Here is an 18,004-nt window from a genome sequence, read left to right on the forward strand (position 1 = left end):
GTTCCGTTGAAAGGAGCATTGCATGTTTAGCAAGCGTGCTTTGCCTATTGCGGCGTTGATCCCGGTTCTTGTATTCGCGACCTGTGGGCGCGTAGCAGCGCAAGTCAGTTCGTCGCAGCCGCAGCAACATGAGCATGAACACTCCATGTCCGGCATGCAGGATGGAAAGCACTACGAGGATGTGAACAAGCACGGCGACATGGCAATGGGCTTCAGCCATATGAAGACCACTCACCATTTCGGATTGACACCAGCAGGTGGCTTCATCGAAGTGCAGGCGAACGATCCCAATGACGCGGTCAGCCGCGGCCAGATCAGGGCCCACCTCCAGCAAATATCGAAAGCGTTCAAGGGCGGCGACTTCTCCGCTCCCGAGATGACTCACAGCCGTGTTCCTCCCGGCGTTCCTACCATGCAACGGCTGAAGGGAGAGATCAGTTACAAATACCTGGAGACGAAGACCGGCGGAAAAGTTCTAATTAGTACAAAAAACTCCGAAGCGTTGAAAGCGATTCATGAGTTTCTTCGCTTCCAGATCGAAGATCACCGGACCGGTGACTCGGGAGAAGTTCGCAAATGAGGAACGGAGGCGTGGCTCATATCCCGTTGTGTGGGTGATTACCAACGAATCCCTCCCCACCCTTCTCCCAACGCAGTTCAGCGCGAAAGGGCAGGGCAGTTTGACTTTGGCTTGCAGTTAAACCCCTATCTGTTCTGCGGAACCTTATTGTCTGTCATCACGGGCGCAGCAACCAGACAGATGAGTGGGAATAACCGCGTGCCATCATGCTGCACATCGCGCGCAGCGATACCGCAAACAGTAGAACCTACGCAGTCCTCGCGAAAGCCGCGGTGGGCACTGGCGGGATGGCCTTCGAAGTTACCTCAAAGACACAGAGCGATTCAATTGCCCGCGACATCGAGGACGATTTTGCGAATAGTTATGAATTCTGTTACGTTCCTCCCTCGAAACGGACCAGTCAAGGGGATCTCTACCCTTTTGACGTGACATCGACTGCTTATAAGGTGACTACTCCCGCTGCCTATCCCGGTCCTGCGGGCAATCGGGTTTGTTCAAGTCAGTGATGAATAGGTGGGCTATGCGAATTTTGAGTCTGAACCTCAACGGATCTCAATTCCGCGCGACTTCTGCATTCGCACTGCTCCAAGCCGTGGTGTCGCATTATGCTTGCCCAGCAGGGCGCGATTCCGTCGGCCAGTTGTCCTTCGGACTCGCGCCATTTCTGTTTAACCGCGAACTGAGAACGGGGGATTGCGGATGGCGGACTGCGAGATGTCTTGCACCTTGAATCTTGTGCCTGGCAACTCCTTCAATGTCCGATAACACACACCGAAATCGCCATTTTTTCCGCGTAAGATCCTGAAGATGAACGACATGTTTAGATTTTTAGATTTAAGTTCTTTCTTTTAAGGCGGGTAGCAGGGAAATTTCCGTAACTGTTGCAGACAAACGGAGCGAAAAATAGGGGCCTCTCTCAATCCAAGCTACCTAGTCGCCCGCCGGCACCGGCGCAAAGCTCTGGGTCTGGCTGTACGGGACCTTCGTCAACAGCAATTGCTCGACAGAATCGACTGGAAGCGGCTTGAAGAAGTAGAAGCCCTGGATGATGTCGCAGCCGAGGTGATTAAGGATCGCGCACTGCTCGCTGGTTTCCACGCCCTCCGCAATCGTCGTCAGGCTCAAGCTCTTGGAAAGCGACAACACGGCTTCGACGATCGGGCGTGTTCCCGACGGCTCGGTGACCTTGTCGATGAAGGATTTGTCGATCTTCAGCGTATCGATCGGCAACTGGTGCAGGTAGCTGAGGGATGAATACCCGGTGCCGAAGTCGTCGACCGCGATGTGGAACCCCAGACGTTTGAGTTGGCTAAGCTGACGCGAAGATTCCTGGACATCGCGCATGACCAGAGTTTCAGTAAGTTCGAGTTCGATCAGGCTCGGATCGTAACCGCTCTTCCGGAAAATCGACGCGACATTCATCGCAAAGTCGGCGCGCGAGAACTGCAGCGGCGAAACGTTGACCGCGATCTTTACGCCTGTCCCGAAGCGCGATTTCCACTCCACGCCCTGACGGCAGACTTCCTGCAAGACCCAGTCGCCAATGGGAACGATCAGCCCGCTTTCCTCGGCGATCGGAATGAAACGCGAAGGCGGAAGCATGCCAAGCTTCGGGTGACGGAAACGAAGCAGAGCTTCCAGCGCGGCAATCGAGCCGTCGCGCCGAACCTGCGGCTGGAACTGCAGGTGGAAGCCGCCGATCTCGAGCGCCCTCCGCAACGTGCTTTCGATCTCGAGCGTCTCGCGGGCTTCTTCGGTTGACGTCTCGAGGTGTCCTGAGCCGGAGTGCTTGGCGCGGAACATGGCCTGTTCGGCCGCGCGGCGCAGCGCGTCCGAGTCGCCCCCATCGAACGGATACACGGCGACTCCAATGCTTGCCGAAGCCAGATGGTTGGAGCCTTCGATGAGCAGCGGTCGCTGCAAGGTTTCCAGCAACGCCCGAGCGACGTTGGAAGCATCTTCGGGCGAGCGGACGTTCTCCAGGACTGCGGTGAACTCGTCTCCACCGGTTCGCGCGATTGTATCGCCGTCGCGTACGCGGGATGCCAGTCGCTGTGCGACTTCTTTCAGGTACAGGTCGCCGACGCGATGTCCGAAGTTGTCGTTGATGTGCTTGAAGCGATCAAGGTCGATGGAGAAGACCGCCATCATGCTCTTGCTGCGGCGGCAACGAGCCAACGCCTGGTTCAGGCGGTCCTGTAGCAGGATCCGGTTTGGCAACGACGTGAGTATGTCGTGATTGGCCTGGTGCAGAAGTTGCTGGCTGTAGACACCTGCCTCCTCAATCTGCTCCTCGAGGATGGTAACGATCATGCCGATCGCGACCAGGTATTTTGCAATCACCAAGAGTCCGTTGGACTCGGACATGGTCGGGTCCGGCAACACCGAGGGATCCAGGAACAGCGCGGCGCCCCAGGAGAACAATCCGCATGACGCGATGAGCACGCCCAGCGAGAAACGCGGAAACTTACGGATATAGAGGCAGCCGGCAACCAGGAACAAACTGGAAACGAGTATCCGGAGACTGTAGTCAAAGCCGTGTCCAACCGCCGCAACGGCGGTGGCTGAGCAGATCAGGCCTGCCACAACCAGCGCTGTCCACGGATAGACAGCGGTCTTGCCATGGTGGCTCAATTCGAGTGCTGCAATGCCAGCGAGAGCGATGGATCCGATTGCGAGCGCTGAAATCGAATAGCGAATCGTAGTTTGTCCCGCGATCGTAAAGGCAATCGACGGCACAGCAATCGCAAACGCGAGTAGCCAGCGCCGAACGGGATGATCGCAAAGGGTAGATACGGAGGCGATGAACAGCGCCCCCGCGAGTTCGGTCGCGCAGACCAATACTGTGGACGCGATGTCGGGCGAGACGGCTGAAACGAAGCTCAGCGCGGTCGCGCCGACCAGGGCAAGCCAGCCGGCGAACCAGAACTGCGTTTGTCCGCGGCGCTGCTTATGCAGGATCCACGCAAAGATCAGCAGCAGCACGGACGAAAGCGCCAAATTGAGCCCGCGAATATCCACGCAGGAATGCCCCCAGCGGAATTACTCCCGTGTTTTTACCTTTTTGTCAGCAGCCGCACAAACAGAAACAGCAGTCTGTTCATTACAGAAGTAACTGGAAGACGCTGGGGGTTTGGGCGCCTGCGCCGGAGAAAACAGGGGAGTTAGAGGTTGAGAGGGTGCGGAAATGCCGCTTATGACGGGCGCTTCGGGTCGTTGCTGTGCGCGGTGACCGGCAGTTTTGTGCAGGTGTTTGCGCACCGTGTTTAATTCGTCAACAGCGGACGCAAAAGCTAACGAATTTTCCCAAAATGTGCAAGTTTCTGCACTTCCGAGATATGGCACCAGAAAAGAAGCTTGAGAATCTGTAACTTCCATTCGGTCTATGAAATGCAACAGAAGTTGTGGGATGAGTACGGGAAGAGCCGGGAATTTAAGGACGGTAAGCATGAGAGACAGGCTCTCCCACGATGCGAATGACGAGTGCGCTGGCGATTACCCAGAAATGGACCTCGTCCGAATGAATGCAAACGTGACCTCGATGGAGAGGCGTAGCGCCACGCGTTTCCAGCTTAAGTTGCCGTTGACCTTGAGGTCGGGCGACCGATCGCTGCAAGCGTTCACCTGCGATGTGAGTGCTCGGGGGGTATTGTTTTACACCGATACGGCTTGGCTCGGCGATTCGCAGCTGGAATTTGACATAACCTTCCCGCCGGAAATCACACTGTCGACAAGCCTGCGCGTGCGCTGCCGCGGCAAGATCATACGGGTCATGCCACCCAGCGCGATCGGCATCGGCATAGCTGCCGCTATTCAAAATTACGAGTTCTTGAATGGATCGGAGCCGTAAAGATCAATATCAATAGAATGCGAAAGCCGCCGAACTATTCGGCGGCTTTTGTTCTAGTCCGTTTTCTTCAAAGTGAACGCACGCCCAGAACGCGGAAGTCTGCCAATGCTGACTTCAGCACATACACCAGCTTATTGTTCGCGTCCGGGTCCGTGGGATGAACGAAGAATCCCGGCTCAACCAGGTGATGCATGCCGTTCAGGACGATCCCTTCCATGATCTCGCCGTCCTTGAATTGCAACTGCACCCAGACGCCGTGAACCATCGGGGCGTTGGAGAAGAACTTCAGATCGTTCCGCTTACCTTGTCCCTCGAAGCTCTTTACGAAAAACACCGCCTTGAGCCCGTTGAGCGGGATTTCACGAAAGGTGTCGTCTTCGACGCAGCGCATGCGGATTACGTCGGGGAGGCGTCGAGGGCCCTGTACCAGGAGTCCTTCCAGTTCTTCCCACTGGTGCGATTCGATGTAGCCCTTAAAGACCTGGCCGCCGGTCTGAATGACAACCTTGTCGAACTTTATTTTCTGACTCATCCAGGATCAGGGCCTATGCCGATGTGCCGTCTGGCGGCGGCTGGATACCGTACTGTTTGATCTTGTAAAGCAGCGCCTTGTAACTGATCTTCAGCTCGGTCGCGGCCTGCTTGCGGTTCCAGTTGGTTTTGTCGAGGGCGCGGGCGATCGCCTCCAGTTCAGCATCTTCCTTCAGGTTGCGGACGAGCTTCTTGAGGTCGCCGGGATTCGGTAAGGAAGAGCCGGGGGCGCGCATCGCAGCTACCGGAGTGAGGCTCATCAGTTCGGCGATCATGTGGGATTCGTCGCCGAGCACGATGTAGCGCTTAACGAAATTTTCCAACTCGCGCAGATTGCCGGGCCAATCGTAATCCATGCAAGCCTGAATCAGCTGATCGGAGATGGGCGGAGTTTCGCGGCCGAACTCGTCGGCGAGCCGGGTTACGAAATATTGCATGACGATTGGAATCTCTTCCTTGCGTTTGCGCAATGGCGGGAGATTGAGTGTGAAGCCGTTCAGGCGGTAGAAGAGGTCTTCGCGGAAGCGCTTCTGGGCGATGGCTGCTTTTATGTCGATGTTGGTGGCGGCGATGACGCGAACGTCGACCTTTACGGCATTGCGCGCGCCGAGGCGAGAGAACGTTCCGTCCTGCAGAACGTGCAACAGCTTCGCCTGCAAGGCCGGCGGCATTTCTCCGATTTCGTCGAGGAAAATGCTGCCGTGATTGGCGAGTTCGAACTTTCCGGGCTTGGAACGGTTCGCGCCCGTGAAAGCTCCCTGTTCATAGCCAAACAGTTCGCTTTCCAGAAGGTCGCCGGGCATGGCGGCGCAGTTCACTTTGAGGAACATGCGGCTGGCACGGGGCGAAGTCTTATGAATGTACTTGGCCAAGACTTCTTTTCCGGTTCCGCTGTCGCCAAGGATCAGGACCGGAATGTCGACGCGGGCAACCAGAGAGCACTGGTAACGAATTTCGCGCATGCTCTGGCTGGCAAAGATGAAGACGTTCTGGTCGTCCAGGCGAATCTGGTTTGTCTCAATGCTGGGATCGTTGGGGCCAAGCACCTGTTCGACAACTTCAAGCAACTCGTTCCGCTGAAAGGGTTTGAGCAAGACATCGCGCGCCCCGGCACGCATTGCGTTAACACTGAAGCGCGAATCGTGGCAGCAGGAGAGCCCAATGACTTTCAGCGAAGGTGCCGCCGACTTGATCTGGCGGAGAACTTCCATTCCGTCGGACTCGTGAAGAAACATATCGAGCAGAACGAGGTCAGGCCGCATGTGGAGCTTCGAGAGCCCTTCGTCACCGGTGGCGCAGACAGTGAGCGAGTATTGATCGCGGTCGAAAACGGTGCGCACGTATTGCTGCAGGCCGGGATCGTCCTCGATCAATAAAATGCTGCGACGACGGGAAGGCTGAGGTTCGGAGCTGGCATGAGAAAACGCTCCTGTTGCGGCTGCTGACATTTCATCACCCCTAAAACGAAACCTGCTGATTGATACTCAAGCCGATTCTCCTGACAGGCGAACTGACGTCGGTTGTCGCGCCACCGGGAGAGGGTTAGAACTGGAATGTCGCGCACGACTGGACTGCTCGCTTCAGCGAGTTCAACCCTTTTTGCGACCTTTCGAAATGCCTGGTAATACCCTTGCTGCCGTTCTGGGGAGGGAAACTGATAGTACGATTCGTTGTTGTGGAAAGTCAATGAAGTTCTCACAGGTGTTACAAAAGTTTCATACTTTTTCATTTCAGATAGTGATAACTGATTGAAAACATTTACAGCGCATTGATAAGTGGTAAGTAACTTCCCATAGGAAAAGCAGTGCTCACGAAATTCGGGAGATTCGCTGGAGTGGAATGGAGCGCTGCGACACCGGTGAGGAGTGACGCTTCGTAGAATCAGTAACTTACGCTAAATCGCGATGTGCAACTGTTTGGCAGCAAAAGTGCAAGTTTCTGCATACGACAGAAATGGATATTGCTGCACAACGCGCTGCCGGCGTGAATCCGGATTCGGATTCCCCACCGGAGGAAGTAATCTTCGGCATTTCGCCGGCAATGGCTGAGATCCGTCGCGTTATTGAGCGGGCGGCAGCGGTCAACATTCCGGTTCTGTTAACCGGCGAAAGCGGAACCGGCAAAGACCTGATCGCCCGGATGTTCCATCAATACTCAGGTGTTTCCAACGGGAACTTCGTAAAGGTGAACTGTCCTGCAATTCCCGGCAATTTGCTGGAGAGCGAACTGTTCGGGTACGAGCGCGGTGCGTTTACCGGTGCATTCGCAGTCAAACCTGGCAGAGTTGACCACGCAAACGGCGGCACGCTCTTCCTCGACGAGATCTCTGAACTCGACTACGACCTGCAGGCGAAGATCCTGCAACTGCTGCAGGATGGAACGTATATGCGGATCGGCGGACAGGAGATGCGGCAAACGAAGCTGCGCCTGGTGTGCGCTACTAACCGCGATCTGCACGCCGAAGTTGCGCAAGGAACCTTTCGACAGGATCTGTATTACCGCATCGCGGTGATCACGGTTCGCACGCCGCCACTGCGTGAACGGATCGCCGACCTTCCGGTAATCGCGGATTACTTCGTTCAAACCTATGGAGAGCGGTACAACGCCAAGGTGAAGCCGCTTCCTGTGGCGGTGATGAATGAGATGCTGCGCTATCACTGGCCGGGGAACATCCGCGAATTGCAGAACCTGATCCGGCGCTACGTCATTCTCGGCACGCCAGATTCCATTTTGATGGAATTATGTGTGCCGCCGAAAGACGGTATCAGTCTGGACGTCGAGTTCGATGGACAGGTTTCGCTGCGCAAGGTGACGCGCGAAGCGGTTCGCAAACTGGAAGCGAAACTGATCCTCAAAGTTCTGAAAGCCAACAATTGGAATCGCCGCAAAACCGCAAAAGCTCTGAAAATCAGCTACCGCGCATTGCTCTACAAGATTCGCGACGCGGGCCTGCCGAGCCGAACGCAAACGGTGCCCGGGCAGGAGACGGAAATCGCCTCGGCGGGGGCGACCTCGGAGACGTTGCCAGAGGCGTAGGCCGCTAATTCGTCATTTGTTTCCACCCCGTTACTGCAGTTGCAAGAGGGTGGCAATTCCGACAATTCCCCTTACCAAGGTACCTGTACTAAAGGCCAGTCCCTTCCCTCGATGTGCAGAAGTTTGCATACCCACATCAAGTTCGCCTTGAGCTTAGCCGTAAGTTACTGAAAATAAGATGGCACCTATTGGCGTGTTGCGGATGGCCAATTGCAACCCTCAAGGGTACCTGGTGCGGTTTACTTTCCAGTTCCGACTGGCCACCTATTAATGAACGCCCAAACAAGTTGGATTGGGCATGGGGTAAAACGAAGGGGAGAAGACAATCTATGACAAAGAAATTCGTGATTGGCGTGCTTTTCGTAGCCTTGCTCGGATTAGGCGTCGGCACGGCATTTGCAGACACGATCGATCTCAGTTCCTCAAGCTATGTGGGCTATGTGCATCCTGGCACTCCGTCCAGCGAATCTGACGAAGTGGCCTACATCAACAACCTGATTGCTCAGGCGGCCAACTCGACCACGACCATCGGTAGTTACACGTATTATCGCAGCTCAAACACGGATAGCTACCCGACAGCGGTCTTGGCCGGCAATACGGGCAACTGCACGGACTGCAGCACTTCGATAGACGTATCGGGGTACGACTATCTCCTTGCCAAGTACGGTACTGATGATTACATCTGGTACGTGGCAGGTCTCACGACGGTCGACATCCCGGCGAGCCTCGGGCAGGGCCTCGGCTTATCGCATTGGACTCTGTTCGATCCAAGCGGCACTCCGCCGGTTCCGGAGCCGACCTCGATGGCTCTGCTCGGCACGGGATTGTTCGGAGTGGCCGGAGCGATTCGGCGGAAGCTCCGCAAGTAGTCGCCAGGCACGAGAGGCGAAAATCTCTCTTTCCGGAAAGCCCTTGGCTAAATGCCCGAGGGCTTTTTGTCTTTTGCAGAACGAAAGACGGGAACCAGAGGGCGCGGAGAGCGCGAGGTCTCAAGCGAACTCGCGTTGAGTTTACTCGCCTTAATATCCACAGTTCTACGCTGGCGCGCCCGCCGCAGCCCCGGGCGGCTGGGCGTTGATCAGTCAACGAGTGCAAAACCAAGGGGAGCGGAAACGCTCCCCGGTTTGATTTGTTGTGGGATAGGTATTAGTCGCCTTCGGCGCTGGCCATTTTCTTCAACTGCGCTTGGTTGATGCGGATTTTGCCGTCCTTCTGCATCTTGTCTCGCAGACTGCTGATGTAAATCTCGATGGCTTCGGAGCGTTTGCGTTGCAGGACTGCCTGGCGGATCTGGTCCTCTTTGGCCGCGAATTCGGCTGCCGAGGGTTCCTGCTTGTCGACGAGAGCGAAGACCACGCCGTTGCTGCCGGCCTGCACGGGGCCGCTGATTTCGCCGGGCCTCAGGGTGAAGACGACGGCGGCGGGACCGGTGAGCTGGCCGACGTCGGGAACCTGATCGTCGGGTTTTACGAAGTCACTGGTCTTCACGGTGGCGCCCACGGCTTTCGCCGCAGCCCGCAGGTTGTGCTCGGAGTGCGCCTTGTCGGCGAGTTCCTTAGTCTTGGCTTCGAGTTCGGACGCGGCCTTCTCACGCTGGAGCTGCTCGGTGAGCTGCGCCTTTGCCTGGTCAAACGTCGGCGTGGATGGGGGCTGGATACCCGTAACCTGGACGACGGCCCAGCCGTTCTCGACGGGCACGGCTTGCGGCGTCGAGGGAGTCTTCTGGGCATCGAAGACGATGTCCATTAGCGAGGATGAGGTACCGACGCCGGGAAGGCTGGCGCCACGAGCGAAGTAATCGCTCTGCTCAACCTGGAGTCCCTTTGACGCTGCGGCCTTATCGAGACCCTCGGAAGTTGCGGATGCCTGAAGAGACTTGGCAAGTGCTTCGGCCGCAGCCTGACCCTTCTGGCGCGCGAGCATCGGTTCGATCTGAGGCTTGACTTCGTCGAGTGACTTCAGGTGCGCTGGGGTCTTGTCGTCGATGCGGATGATGTGGAACCCGAAGCTGGTTTTCACCGGGCCGACAATTTCGCCCTTCTTGCCATTGAATGCCGCCTGCTCGAATTCGGGAACGGTCTGACCGCGGCGGATGGGACCGATGAGTCCACCCTTGTCCTTGCTGCCGGGATCTTCGGAGTACTTCTTGGCGAGGGCTTCGAAGTTCGCGCCAGCCTTGAGCTGCTTCAGGATGTCTTCAGCCTTGGCGCGGGCGGCGTCGACGGCTTTCTGGTCGACTTTGCCGTCGGGGCCCGGGCTTGGCGTCTTAATAAGGATGTGGTGCACGGTAACGGTCTCAGGGACGCGATACTCGTCGATGTGCTGGTTGTAGTAGTTCTGCAGGTCGGCCTGAGTCACGGCTCCGCCAGCCTTGACGTAGTCGACGAGGACGTAGCGGATCTGGCGCTTCTCAGGGATCGTATTGGTGAGCTGCGGTTTCTGCTTTTCGTAGTAGGCACGAAGTTCGGCGTCGCTGGGCTTTACCTGTTTTTCGATATCGTCGAGAGAGAGGAAGGCGTAGTCGAACTTTACCTTCACGTTCTCGGCGTCGAACTGCTTCTGGATTTCCGCCTTGGTGGCAATGACGCCGCCTTCGATGGCGTCGCGGAGCTTATCCATGGTGATCTGCTGGCGAAGCTCGTCTTCGAACTGAGGGACGCTCAAGTTGAACTGATTGGAGACGAATGCCTTGTATTGGTCCTCGCCAACGTACTTGCCGTTCGGGAAAAGCATCTGGGCGAAGGGGCCGTGCTCGAGCATGTAGCGAAGGTCGGCGTTAGTTGCGGTCAGGCCGAGGCGGTTGGCCTCGTTGAGCACGATGTGCTGGCTGACGAGCATGTTGGCGACCTGCGGAATGATAAAGGGCATCACCTTGTCAGGCGGAATCTGAGGGTATTGCTGGCGGGCGTAGTCGCGGGCGCGCTGCTGGACTTCCTGAACAGAGATCTCCTGGCTGCCAACCTTGGCAACGGTCTGGTCATTCAAGCCAAAACCGAGAAAGTCGGTAAGGGCGGAGCCGCCAGGGATCAGGGTGACGACCATCATGAAGCAAATGATGGAGAGGAAGCCGATAAGCAGGATCTGCTGAACCCGGCCCTTGGTCTGCAAGAAACGAATCATGTTTCAGTTACTCCAATATTTGAGGGCAGAAGCCTTAATTATAAACCAGCGGTGTGGCAGGACTCGGGGCGATGGTTTGAAAGGTGAGTAGTTGTTTCCGCGGGCGCGAGCGACGACACGGTTGTTAGAATGGCTGCGTGGCAGAGAGCGGCGCGAGGAATTCGGGAGGCACGATTCGGGCGGCAGGAACCGGCCTGGGGACGGCTATTCGAGTGTTACGGGGGACGGACGGGCGCCGATTCGCGATGAGCTTCATGCGTGGCGCTGGGGCGTTCTTTGGTGCCGTGGGGAAGGTTCTGCACCTGCTGTTTCTCGAGGTCACGGGGTTCGTATTTCTCTGTTTTGCGGTGGTCGGCGGATTTGCAGTTTTGCGCGAGTATCCGCGGATGTTGGCTGGGCAGATTTCGCTCGGCAAGTTTGGGATCATCGTGGCGTTCACGGTGATGTTCGCGTGGTTCGGAGTGACGTCGTTCTGGCGGGCGCGAAGGAAAGAGCAGTAAGACTAGTCGAGTTTCGCTCGCCCGGGCAGCCGAGGCCGGCCGTTCCCGCCCAAACAGACTCACAACACTAATAGAGAGGCCGGAGATGGCCGATAGGAAGATGAAGCCGGCGGCGGTGGCCGCGAAATCCGAGCACATTGAGACGACTTCGCATATTGAGGTGCACCCGCTTTATACGCCTGCGGACCTAGCGGGGTCTGATTACGAGCAGGAGCTTGGGTATCCGGGGCAGTTCCCGTACACGCGGGGAGTGCAGGCGACGATGTATCGGGGGCGGTTGTGGACGATGCGCCAGTACGCGGGCATGGGAGACGCCGAGGAGTCGAACAAGCGATACAAGTACCTGCTGGGCAATGGGACGACCGGGCTGTCAGTGGCGTTCGATTTGCCCACGCAGATTGGGTATGACTCGGACAATCCGTTTTCGGTGGGCGAGGTAGGGAAGGTCGGGGTCGCCATCGATTCGATCGAGGACATGCAGCGGTTGTTCGACGGGATCAACCTGGAAAAAGTTTCGACATCGATGACGATCAATGCGACGGCGTCGATCTTGCTGGCGATGTATATCGTGGCGGCGCAGAGGTGCAACGCCGACGCGAAGAAGCTGAACGGGACGATCCAGAACGATGTGCTCAAAGAGTACATCGCGCGCGGAACATATATCTATCCACCGACTCAGGCGATGCGGATTATCACGGATATTTTTGCGTTCTGCCGGGAGAACGTGCCGGAGTGGAACACGATTTCGATCTCCGGGTATCACATGCGCGAGGCGGGATGTACAGCGGTGCAGGAAATCGCATTTACGCTGGCGAACGGGATGACGTACGTGAAAGCGGCGATCGACGCGGGCTTGCCGGTGGATGAGTTTGCCCCGCGGATGGCGTTCTTCTTCGCCTGCCATAACAACTTCTTGGAAGAGGTGGCGAAGTTCAGGGCGGGCCGACGTCTGTGGGCGCGGATCATGAAGGAGAAGTTCGGGGCGAAAAACCCGAAGTCGATGATGCTGCGGTTTCATACGCAGACGGGTGGCTCGACGCTCACTGCGCAGCAACCAGAGAACAACATTGTGCGTACGGCGCTGCAGGCGCTTTCGGCGGTGCTGGGCGGAACACAGTCGCTGCACACGAATTCGTTTGATGAAGCACTGGCGCTGCCGACGGAAAACTCGGCGCGAATCGCGCTGAGGACGCAGCAGATCATCGCATACGAGAGCGGTGTGCCGCAGACGATCGATCCGCTGGCGGGCTCGTACTATGTTGAGGCGTTGACGAATGAATTGGAGCGACGAGCCGTGGAGTATCTCGACAAGATTGATGCGCTAGGTGGGATGCTGAAGGCGATCGAGCAGGGATTCGTTCAGCAGGAAATTCAGAACGCGTCGTACGAATATCAGCAGAAGGTGGATAAGCGCGAGCAACTGGTAGTGGGCGTCAATGCATTCCAGGTGGAACACGAGAATCCGGTGCCGTTGCAGCGGATCGACGAGGCGCTGGAGCGCAAGCAGGTGGAGCGGTTGAGGGCGTTCCGGGAGAAGCGCGATAAGAAGTTATGGGGGGATGGGATATCGGGCGTGGAGAATGCCGCACGGGATGGGGGGAATCTAATGCCGGCAATTATCAGCGCGGTGAATTGGAATTGCACGGTGGGCGAGATTTCGGATGCAATGCGGAAGGTGTTTGGAGAGTACAAGGAAGTGATGGTGATCTGAGACGCTGTCCATTGCGGCAAAATTGAAGCACGGTCCGGAAAATAGAGGCGGCAGAAAATCTGCCGCCTCTATTTCATGAACAGCGCAAATGGTTATGGCGTTATCAGGCCGGACAGCACGTCAGACTGGCCGTATGGTAGGCTTCGCCGGTAAGGCGAAGACTCTGCATCCAGGCCTGTAGCAACGACGGCGGAAATCTCTATGAAATAGGTGTTGCCGGTCGTCATAACGCCGGGCGGGACCTGTATTGAATGAACTCCCCCCCCAATCCAGAGAGTTTTGGATGCTAATGTTTGTGCCACGGTGGTTCCACTGGAGTTCGCCAGCGCCGTGATGGTGACCACGTATTCTGTGGGAGTTCCGAAGGATGCGGATGGAGAGTCCCAAGCTATCACAGGGCTAGTGCCCACTCCACTGGCATTAGACTGAAAGGAGACACTTGTTGAACTCCCGTATGCCTTGATGGTTGGGTTCAATACAGGGCCGACCAGAGGCACGATGGGAGCCGTGCTGGTAGGCAACGTTGTGTTGTAAGCAATGTTGCCGGCGGTCGCATTGTAGGCGGCAGTCGTTCCGGGCAATGTGTATGGCACCGAAACCATGTGTACGAATTCCGCGAACAATGGCCAGTTCGGAGGGAAGTAGGGATCGCCGTAAGGGATGTCTCCCAAATTCCTATCCGCCAGGTTGGGGGTGCCAGACTGGCAATCGTCGGCCAAGATGACATCTCCAGCTACATTATTGGTGAAGCCAGTGCCAGCGCTCGATGGCAGGGCCTGAACCCCCAGACACGTGGAAGAATTAGTTGCACCAGGGCCCATCAGGGGCGTGAAAGTTGCGAACTGAGAAGCGTTTACAGACAAATGAACTGTGCTGTTGTTCGTGACCGGTGTGAATGCTGCATTGAGTTGAGTCTGAACTCCATTTGGGGTGCTGAACGGGTCCGGTTGCGAATAGAAACGTTCCACAGCCTTGTAGCCGCCACCGGTTACCGTGTGGTGCACCAACTGGTAGACAATGGCATAGTCACCTTTAGTCGAATTCAGGAGTGGAGAGGTGAGATCGATCACGTCACTAAGCGACGTGGAACCGGCGGAGCCGCTGGTAAAGAATCGCTTGTACGTTCCGGTGTTCGGTGAGTAGAAGATGGCGAAATCACTGGTCTGCCATGCTGAAGCACCGGTCATGGTAAGCGAGACTGTTGCGCTGCCTATCGTCACTGTTGAGTCGCCGATATAATCGATGCCGGTGTCGACGGTGTTGTTCTGCGTCCAAACGAAGGTTCCCCTTCCGTCGGTCAGCCAGAAGTAACCGGTCGGAACTCCTGTAATCGAATAGGTGCCATCGGAGGCACCTGTGCCCGAGATACTGGTAAAACCACCATTCCCATTCGGTACGAGAGCCGCAAGCGCGAACGTCGAAGCGTTCTGTGGAACATCCTGAGGGGGGGTAAATGCGCCGGTCGTATCGGTTGTATGAAAGGTAACGACGGTGGATCCAGTGACGGTTCGGGTTGGGGATGCCGACACGGTGACGACTGCCGTTGCGGATTTTGTGGTGTCGGCCTGCGAAGTTACGAGGACATGATAGGTGCCTGCCGTATTGGGAGCAGTGTAAAGGCCTGCCGAGGTAATCGTCCCGCCGCTATTGCCTTCCACGACGAGCCAATAAACCGAGGTATTGGAAGTATTAGTGACTGTGGCGGTGAAGGTAGCGCTTTCTCCAACGCCAAGACTCCTGGTTGCCGGGTTGATAGTGATGCCGACGACTTGTCCGCCGCCACCGCCACCCCCTCCGGAAGTGCTTCCGCCGCCGCAGGCGGTAAGGGTTATGGCCAGAACAACCGCCGATAAGATGCCAACACTATTACGGAGTCTAGAGCCTATGGCGCTGGGGTCAAGCGGGGTATGCTTCATGAGTCATGCGTCACTTTCTCCCGGGAGGTATACGAATTTTAGCGACACACGACGGTTCAATGCGAATTCTTTATTGAGCGCGAAGTTACGATAGTCACCAAATAGTTATCATATTGGTCCAGCTTATAGATATTGCGGGATGAGTAGAAGGAAGAAAGAAAGTAGGTGTCAGGCGTTGGAGGCGCCTAGTGTTAGACGAAATCTTAGTTAGTCGCTAAAGATTTTTTTCCACCACGGTCGTTTTGAACGGGCGACTTCTTCTTCGTCTTCGACATAGTCGTCGAGGCCGAGGAAGCCAGTGGCGACGTGGCGGTCGTCGTCCCATACGGGGCTAGTTTCGATAACCGGTGGTTCCGACTGGATTGCGTCGTGCCAGGGAATCTCGGTTTCAATGTTGCCGTCAGGTTGCGGGATGGCTTCCGAGGGGATGTCCCAAAGTGCAGGATCGGTGCCGGAGGTTTCGTGCTCGACCCGGGATTCGGTGGGCACAGGTTCGAAAATTTCGGGGCGTTCCCAGGTAGTCGGGCCGAAGATGAACTCGGCGGGTGACTGCTCAGTAGAGGGAGCGGATTCGGTTTCCTTCAGTTGCGCCTGGTGCTGGATCGGGATTACGCTTTCGGCGACGGGCGGCAAACTTGATTCCGACTCGGGCGGTGCCGGTTCCGGGCGCACCGATTCGATCATAGGATTTGCATCCGCTGTGGGCTCGAGGACAGGGACAGCCGAGACGGGCGTTTTTCGGCGAGCGGTGATTACGAGGGCCGCGCCTTTCTGCAGGGTGGGTGCGACCACGACGGAATCGCGGTGCTCGAATAGAGGCTGCGAAAGGGCCTGGATCGAAACGTCATTTTCATCGAGGCGCTGCTTGAGAGCCGTGGCGGTCTGGTCGTCGAATGTTTTCCAGGCTGGCATAAGTGTTCCCTCGGCTGCTGTGGTATTTGGATGCACCTGGAGACCCGAGTGGCTGTCGATCATAGCTGAAATTTGGGCCAAACGGGGAAATCACCGCCGCTATATTCAAATGTCACTTTTTTTGGGTCGGCGGCTGTCCTAGTATGTCAGGAATCAAATCGGCGCCCCTGAACTGGAGGAACCATGGTGATTGTTCTCGTACGACATAAAGTGGCTGATTATGCTCGCTGGAAGCAGGTATTCGACGGGCACTTTGGGATCCGTCATGGAGCCGGCGAGTTGAGTTGCCGGATGTTCCATAGCCATGAGAATCCGAACGATCTAGCGCTGTTTTTTGAGTGGGAGACGCTGGAGATGGCGCGTGCGTTCTTTGCGTCAGAGTCACTGAAAACCGGCATGCAGCAGTCAGGCGTCATCGGAACTCCGGAAGTGCTGTTCCTGGATGAAATAAGGTCATTGCGCCGGACTGCGGCGGATTGAGGGTGCCGGGCGGGTCCACAAGCAATTGCAGTTTGAATTAAGGTTTGCGTTCTACGTTCGTGAATGGAAATGTGCGCGGCGCCTGCGGCGTCGCGTTTTTTTATGCTGCGAATCGGCAACGGATACAATGGCGGTCATGCGACGTATCTGTGTGTTCTGTGGATCTAGTTTGGGAGCGCGACCGGCCTACAGCGCGGCGGCGGAGCAGGTCGGACGTCACCTGGCGGACCGCGGCATTGGCTTAGTGTACGGTGGCGGAAAGATCGGGTTGATGGGCGCGCTGGCGGATGCAGCGCTGGAGTCGGGTGGAGAAGCGGTCGGAGTTATTCCCGGTCACCTGGTGACGCGAGAGATCGGACACAAAGGGCTGACGAAGATGCATGTGGTCGGCTCGATGCATGAGCGTAAGGCGATGATGGCGGACTTGTCGGATGGGTTTATTGCGCTGCCAGGTGGATTCGGAACGTTTGAAGAATTCTGCGAAGTACTGACGTGGTCACAACTGGGGCTGCATAAGAAGCCTTGCGGGTTGCTGAATGTCGAAGGATATTATTCGCCAATGCTGGAAATGTTCGATCATGCCGTAAGTGAAGGGTTCGTGCGGGGAGAGAACCGCGGGATTGTGCTGGCACACAGTGACATTGGGAGGTTAGTCGAGATGATGGAGCGGTGGGTTCCAATAAATGGGGAGAAGTGGTTGGACGCCAAAACGAGATGATCGTGGTGCCCACATCCGCTAACAGCGGCAGATGGGGGCACGGAGAGGGGAAGAGAATACCGCGCTAAGACTCGGCGCTGCTGAATTCGTAGCGACGGATTTCCACGGCAACGGTCTGATTGTAGCCGGGGATATCGGGACGGTCTTCAGTGCGAACGACCTTACCCCAGAAGCGGACGAGCAGTGGCGGCGAGGTCATGGTGAGATCGGGGCCGAATCGCAATAGAAATTCAACCTCTTCGCCGACCGAAAGGGCACGTTTGACCCGAAAGAGCACGCCGCCGGCGCTGACGTCGAGGGTTTCGGAATCGATGTTTTGTGGGGCCGGCCAAGACCCCAGCAATTGTGTATTTAAAGTTAACGGAAAGCGGCGATGGGCACGTTTTTCGGTTTGCGAGACCATGAGGGAACTGCCGGATATGGGAGACAGGGTTTCCATAAGGATCCACATAAGTGGTGAGCAAATGGCTTTCCGTTGAATTGGCGATCTGTGAAAATCGGGCGACGGCTAACCTAAGTTGCTGCAACAACTTAGCTTGGATACCGGATTGGTTCGCGCCGGAGTGGAAAATCTGTGTGCAAGTTTTTATCTCTTATATGAAGACGATTATTCATTTCGTTTCAGAATAGCGACGCCGCGGAATTACGGG

At 56.5% G+C, this 18,004-nt stretch carries 17 protein-coding genes; 8 read left to right on the forward strand and 9 right to left on the reverse strand.

Annotated elements, in window-relative coordinates; all coding sequences use genetic code 11:
* The first annotated feature begins 22 nt into the window (after positions 1 to 22).
* Complete coding sequence (locus ROO76_16280) at positions 23 to 580, forward strand: hypothetical protein (GenBank protein ID MDT8069720.1); 558 nt, start codon at positions 23 to 25, stop codon at positions 578 to 580.
* A gap of 930 nt (positions 581 to 1,510) precedes the next feature.
* Here ROO76_16280 and ROO76_16285 read toward each other — a convergent pair.
* Both ROO76_16285 and ROO76_16290 read right to left on the reverse strand, forming a co-directional pair.
* A complete protein-coding gene (locus ROO76_16285) occupies positions 1,511 to 3,601 on the reverse strand; it encodes an EAL domain-containing protein (protein MDT8069721.1) in 2,091 nt (696 codons plus the stop codon).
* Positions 3,602 to 3,622: 21 nt separating this feature from the next.
* A complete protein-coding gene (locus ROO76_16290; protein ID MDT8069722.1) occupies positions 3,623 to 4,030 on the reverse strand; it encodes a hypothetical protein in 408 nt (135 codons plus the stop codon).
* On the opposite strand from ROO76_16290, the gene ROO76_16295 reads away from it, so the two are divergent.
* On the forward strand, positions 4,029 to 4,430 hold the full coding sequence (locus ROO76_16295; GenBank protein MDT8069723.1) for a PilZ domain-containing protein: 402 nt from the start codon (positions 4,029 to 4,031) through the stop codon (positions 4,428 to 4,430). The genes ROO76_16290 and ROO76_16295 overlap by 2 nt on opposite strands.
* Before the next feature lie 67 nt (positions 4,431 to 4,497).
* On the opposite strand, the gene ROO76_16300 is transcribed toward ROO76_16295, so the two are convergent.
* From ROO76_16300 to ROO76_16310, 3 genes are read right to left on the reverse strand one after another with little or no spacing between them, the layout of a single operon-like run.
* Positions 4,498 to 4,962, reverse strand: coding sequence for a hypothetical protein (locus ROO76_16300; protein ID MDT8069724.1), 465 nt, complete (start codon positions 4,960 to 4,962; stop codon positions 4,498 to 4,500).
* Between the two features lie 13 nt (positions 4,963 to 4,975).
* The gene (locus tag ROO76_16305; protein ID MDT8069725.1) at positions 4,976 to 6,334 is read right to left on the reverse strand and encodes a sigma-54 dependent transcriptional regulator; all 1,359 of its coding nucleotides are present in this window, start codon (positions 6,332 to 6,334) and stop codon (positions 4,976 to 4,978) included.
* A complete protein-coding gene (locus tag ROO76_16310; protein MDT8069726.1) occupies positions 6,331 to 6,690 on the reverse strand; it encodes a hypothetical protein in 360 nt (119 codons plus the stop codon). The genes ROO76_16305 and ROO76_16310 overlap by 4 nt, the downstream gene beginning before the upstream one ends.
* A gap of 224 nt (positions 6,691 to 6,914) precedes the next feature.
* Between ROO76_16310 and ROO76_16315 the strand changes: the two genes are divergently transcribed.
* Positions 6,915 to 7,997 carry a sigma-54 dependent transcriptional regulator gene (locus ROO76_16315; GenBank protein MDT8069727.1) on the forward strand — a complete coding sequence of 361 codons (1,083 nt, stop codon included), beginning with the start codon at positions 6,915 to 6,917 and terminating at the stop codon, positions 7,995 to 7,997.
* A gap of 329 nt (positions 7,998 to 8,326) precedes the next feature.
* Positions 8,327 to 8,866: a PEP-CTERM sorting domain-containing protein gene (locus tag ROO76_16320; protein MDT8069728.1), complete on the forward strand. Its 540-nt coding sequence runs from the start codon at positions 8,327 to 8,329 to the stop codon at positions 8,864 to 8,866.
* 277 nt (positions 8,867 to 9,143) lie between these two features.
* Here the strand turns inward: ROO76_16320 and ROO76_16325 are convergent, their stop codons facing one another.
* Positions 9,144 to 11,117 (reverse strand): peptidyl-prolyl cis-trans isomerase, encoded by a 1,974-nt coding sequence (locus ROO76_16325; protein ID MDT8069729.1) that lies wholly within the window; start codon positions 11,115 to 11,117, stop codon positions 9,144 to 9,146.
* A 137-nt stretch (positions 11,118 to 11,254) separates the two neighbouring features.
* Between ROO76_16325 and ROO76_16330 the strand changes: the two genes are divergently transcribed.
* Entirely contained in the window at positions 11,255 to 11,617 is a 363-nt protein-coding gene (locus ROO76_16330) for a hypothetical protein (GenBank protein MDT8069730.1), read from the forward strand.
* A gap of 85 nt (positions 11,618 to 11,702) precedes the next feature.
* Complete coding sequence (locus ROO76_16335) at positions 11,703 to 13,328, forward strand: methylmalonyl-CoA mutase family protein (protein ID MDT8069731.1); 1,626 nt, start codon at positions 11,703 to 11,705, stop codon at positions 13,326 to 13,328.
* 92 nt (positions 13,329 to 13,420) lie between these two features.
* On the opposite strand, the gene ROO76_16340 is transcribed toward ROO76_16335, so the two are convergent.
* Positions 13,421 to 15,244 carry a hypothetical protein gene (locus ROO76_16340; protein ID MDT8069732.1) on the reverse strand — a complete coding sequence of 608 codons (1,824 nt, stop codon included), beginning with the start codon at positions 15,242 to 15,244 and terminating at the stop codon, positions 13,421 to 13,423.
* Positions 15,245 to 15,451: 207 nt separating this feature from the next.
* Positions 15,452 to 16,156: a hypothetical protein gene (locus ROO76_16345; GenBank protein ID MDT8069733.1), complete on the reverse strand. Its 705-nt coding sequence runs from the start codon at positions 16,154 to 16,156 to the stop codon at positions 15,452 to 15,454.
* A 183-nt stretch (positions 16,157 to 16,339) separates the two neighbouring features.
* Here ROO76_16345 and ROO76_16350 point away from each other — a divergent pair, with 183 nt between their 5' ends.
* Complete coding sequence (locus ROO76_16350) at positions 16,340 to 16,636, forward strand: cyclase (GenBank protein MDT8069734.1); 297 nt, start codon at positions 16,340 to 16,342, stop codon at positions 16,634 to 16,636.
* 136 nt (positions 16,637 to 16,772) lie between these two features.
* Positions 16,773 to 17,354: a TIGR00730 family Rossman fold protein gene (locus ROO76_16355; GenBank protein MDT8069735.1), complete on the forward strand. Its 582-nt coding sequence runs from the start codon at positions 16,773 to 16,775 to the stop codon at positions 17,352 to 17,354.
* 64 nt (positions 17,355 to 17,418) lie between these two features.
* Here ROO76_16355 and ROO76_16360 read toward each other — a convergent pair whose 3' ends face one another.
* Complete coding sequence (locus ROO76_16360) at positions 17,419 to 17,793, reverse strand: PilZ domain-containing protein (GenBank protein MDT8069736.1); 375 nt, start codon at positions 17,791 to 17,793, stop codon at positions 17,419 to 17,421.
* Between the last annotated feature and the right edge of the window lie 211 nt (positions 17,794 to 18,004).

The organism is Terriglobia bacterium (genome assembly GCA_032252755.1).
GTDB lineage: Bacteria > Acidobacteriota > Terriglobia > Terriglobales > Acidobacteriaceae > JAVUPY01.

Excerpts from the sequence above, each read along its gene's own strand:
- ROO76_16280 (MDT8069720.1), top strand. The coding sequence starts at position 23 with ATGTTTAGCAAGCGTGCTTTGCCTATTGCGGCGTTGATCCCGGTTCTT.
- ROO76_16295 (MDT8069723.1), top strand. The coding sequence starts at position 4,029 with ATGAGAGACAGGCTCTCCCACGATGCGAATGACGAGTGCGCTGGCGAT.
- ROO76_16290 (MDT8069722.1), bottom strand. The coding sequence starts at position 4,030 with ATGCTTACCGTCCTTAAATTCCCGGCTCTTCCCGTACTCATCCCACAA.
- ROO76_16300 (MDT8069724.1), bottom strand. The coding sequence starts at position 4,962 with ATGAGTCAGAAAATAAAGTTCGACAAGGTTGTCATTCAGACCGGCGGC.
- ROO76_16310 (MDT8069726.1), bottom strand. The coding sequence starts at position 6,690 with ATGAAAAAGTATGAAACTTTTGTAACACCTGTGAGAACTTCATTGACT.
- ROO76_16315 (MDT8069727.1), top strand. The coding sequence starts at position 6,915 with ATGGATATTGCTGCACAACGCGCTGCCGGCGTGAATCCGGATTCGGAT.
- ROO76_16320 (MDT8069728.1), top strand. The coding sequence starts at position 8,327 with ATGACAAAGAAATTCGTGATTGGCGTGCTTTTCGTAGCCTTGCTCGGA.
- ROO76_16325 (MDT8069729.1), bottom strand. The coding sequence starts at position 11,117 with ATGATTCGTTTCTTGCAGACCAAGGGCCGGGTTCAGCAGATCCTGCTT.
- ROO76_16335 (MDT8069731.1), top strand. The coding sequence starts at position 11,703 with ATGGCCGATAGGAAGATGAAGCCGGCGGCGGTGGCCGCGAAATCCGAG.
- ROO76_16340 (MDT8069732.1), bottom strand. The coding sequence starts at position 15,244 with ATGAAGCATACCCCGCTTGACCCCAGCGCCATAGGCTCTAGACTCCGT.
- ROO76_16345 (MDT8069733.1), bottom strand. The coding sequence starts at position 16,156 with ATGCCAGCCTGGAAAACATTCGACGACCAGACCGCCACGGCTCTCAAG.
- ROO76_16350 (MDT8069734.1), top strand. The coding sequence starts at position 16,340 with ATGGTGATTGTTCTCGTACGACATAAAGTGGCTGATTATGCTCGCTGG.
- ROO76_16355 (MDT8069735.1), top strand. The coding sequence starts at position 16,773 with ATGCGACGTATCTGTGTGTTCTGTGGATCTAGTTTGGGAGCGCGACCG.
- ROO76_16360 (MDT8069736.1), bottom strand. The coding sequence starts at position 17,793 with ATGGAAACCCTGTCTCCCATATCCGGCAGTTCCCTCATGGTCTCGCAA.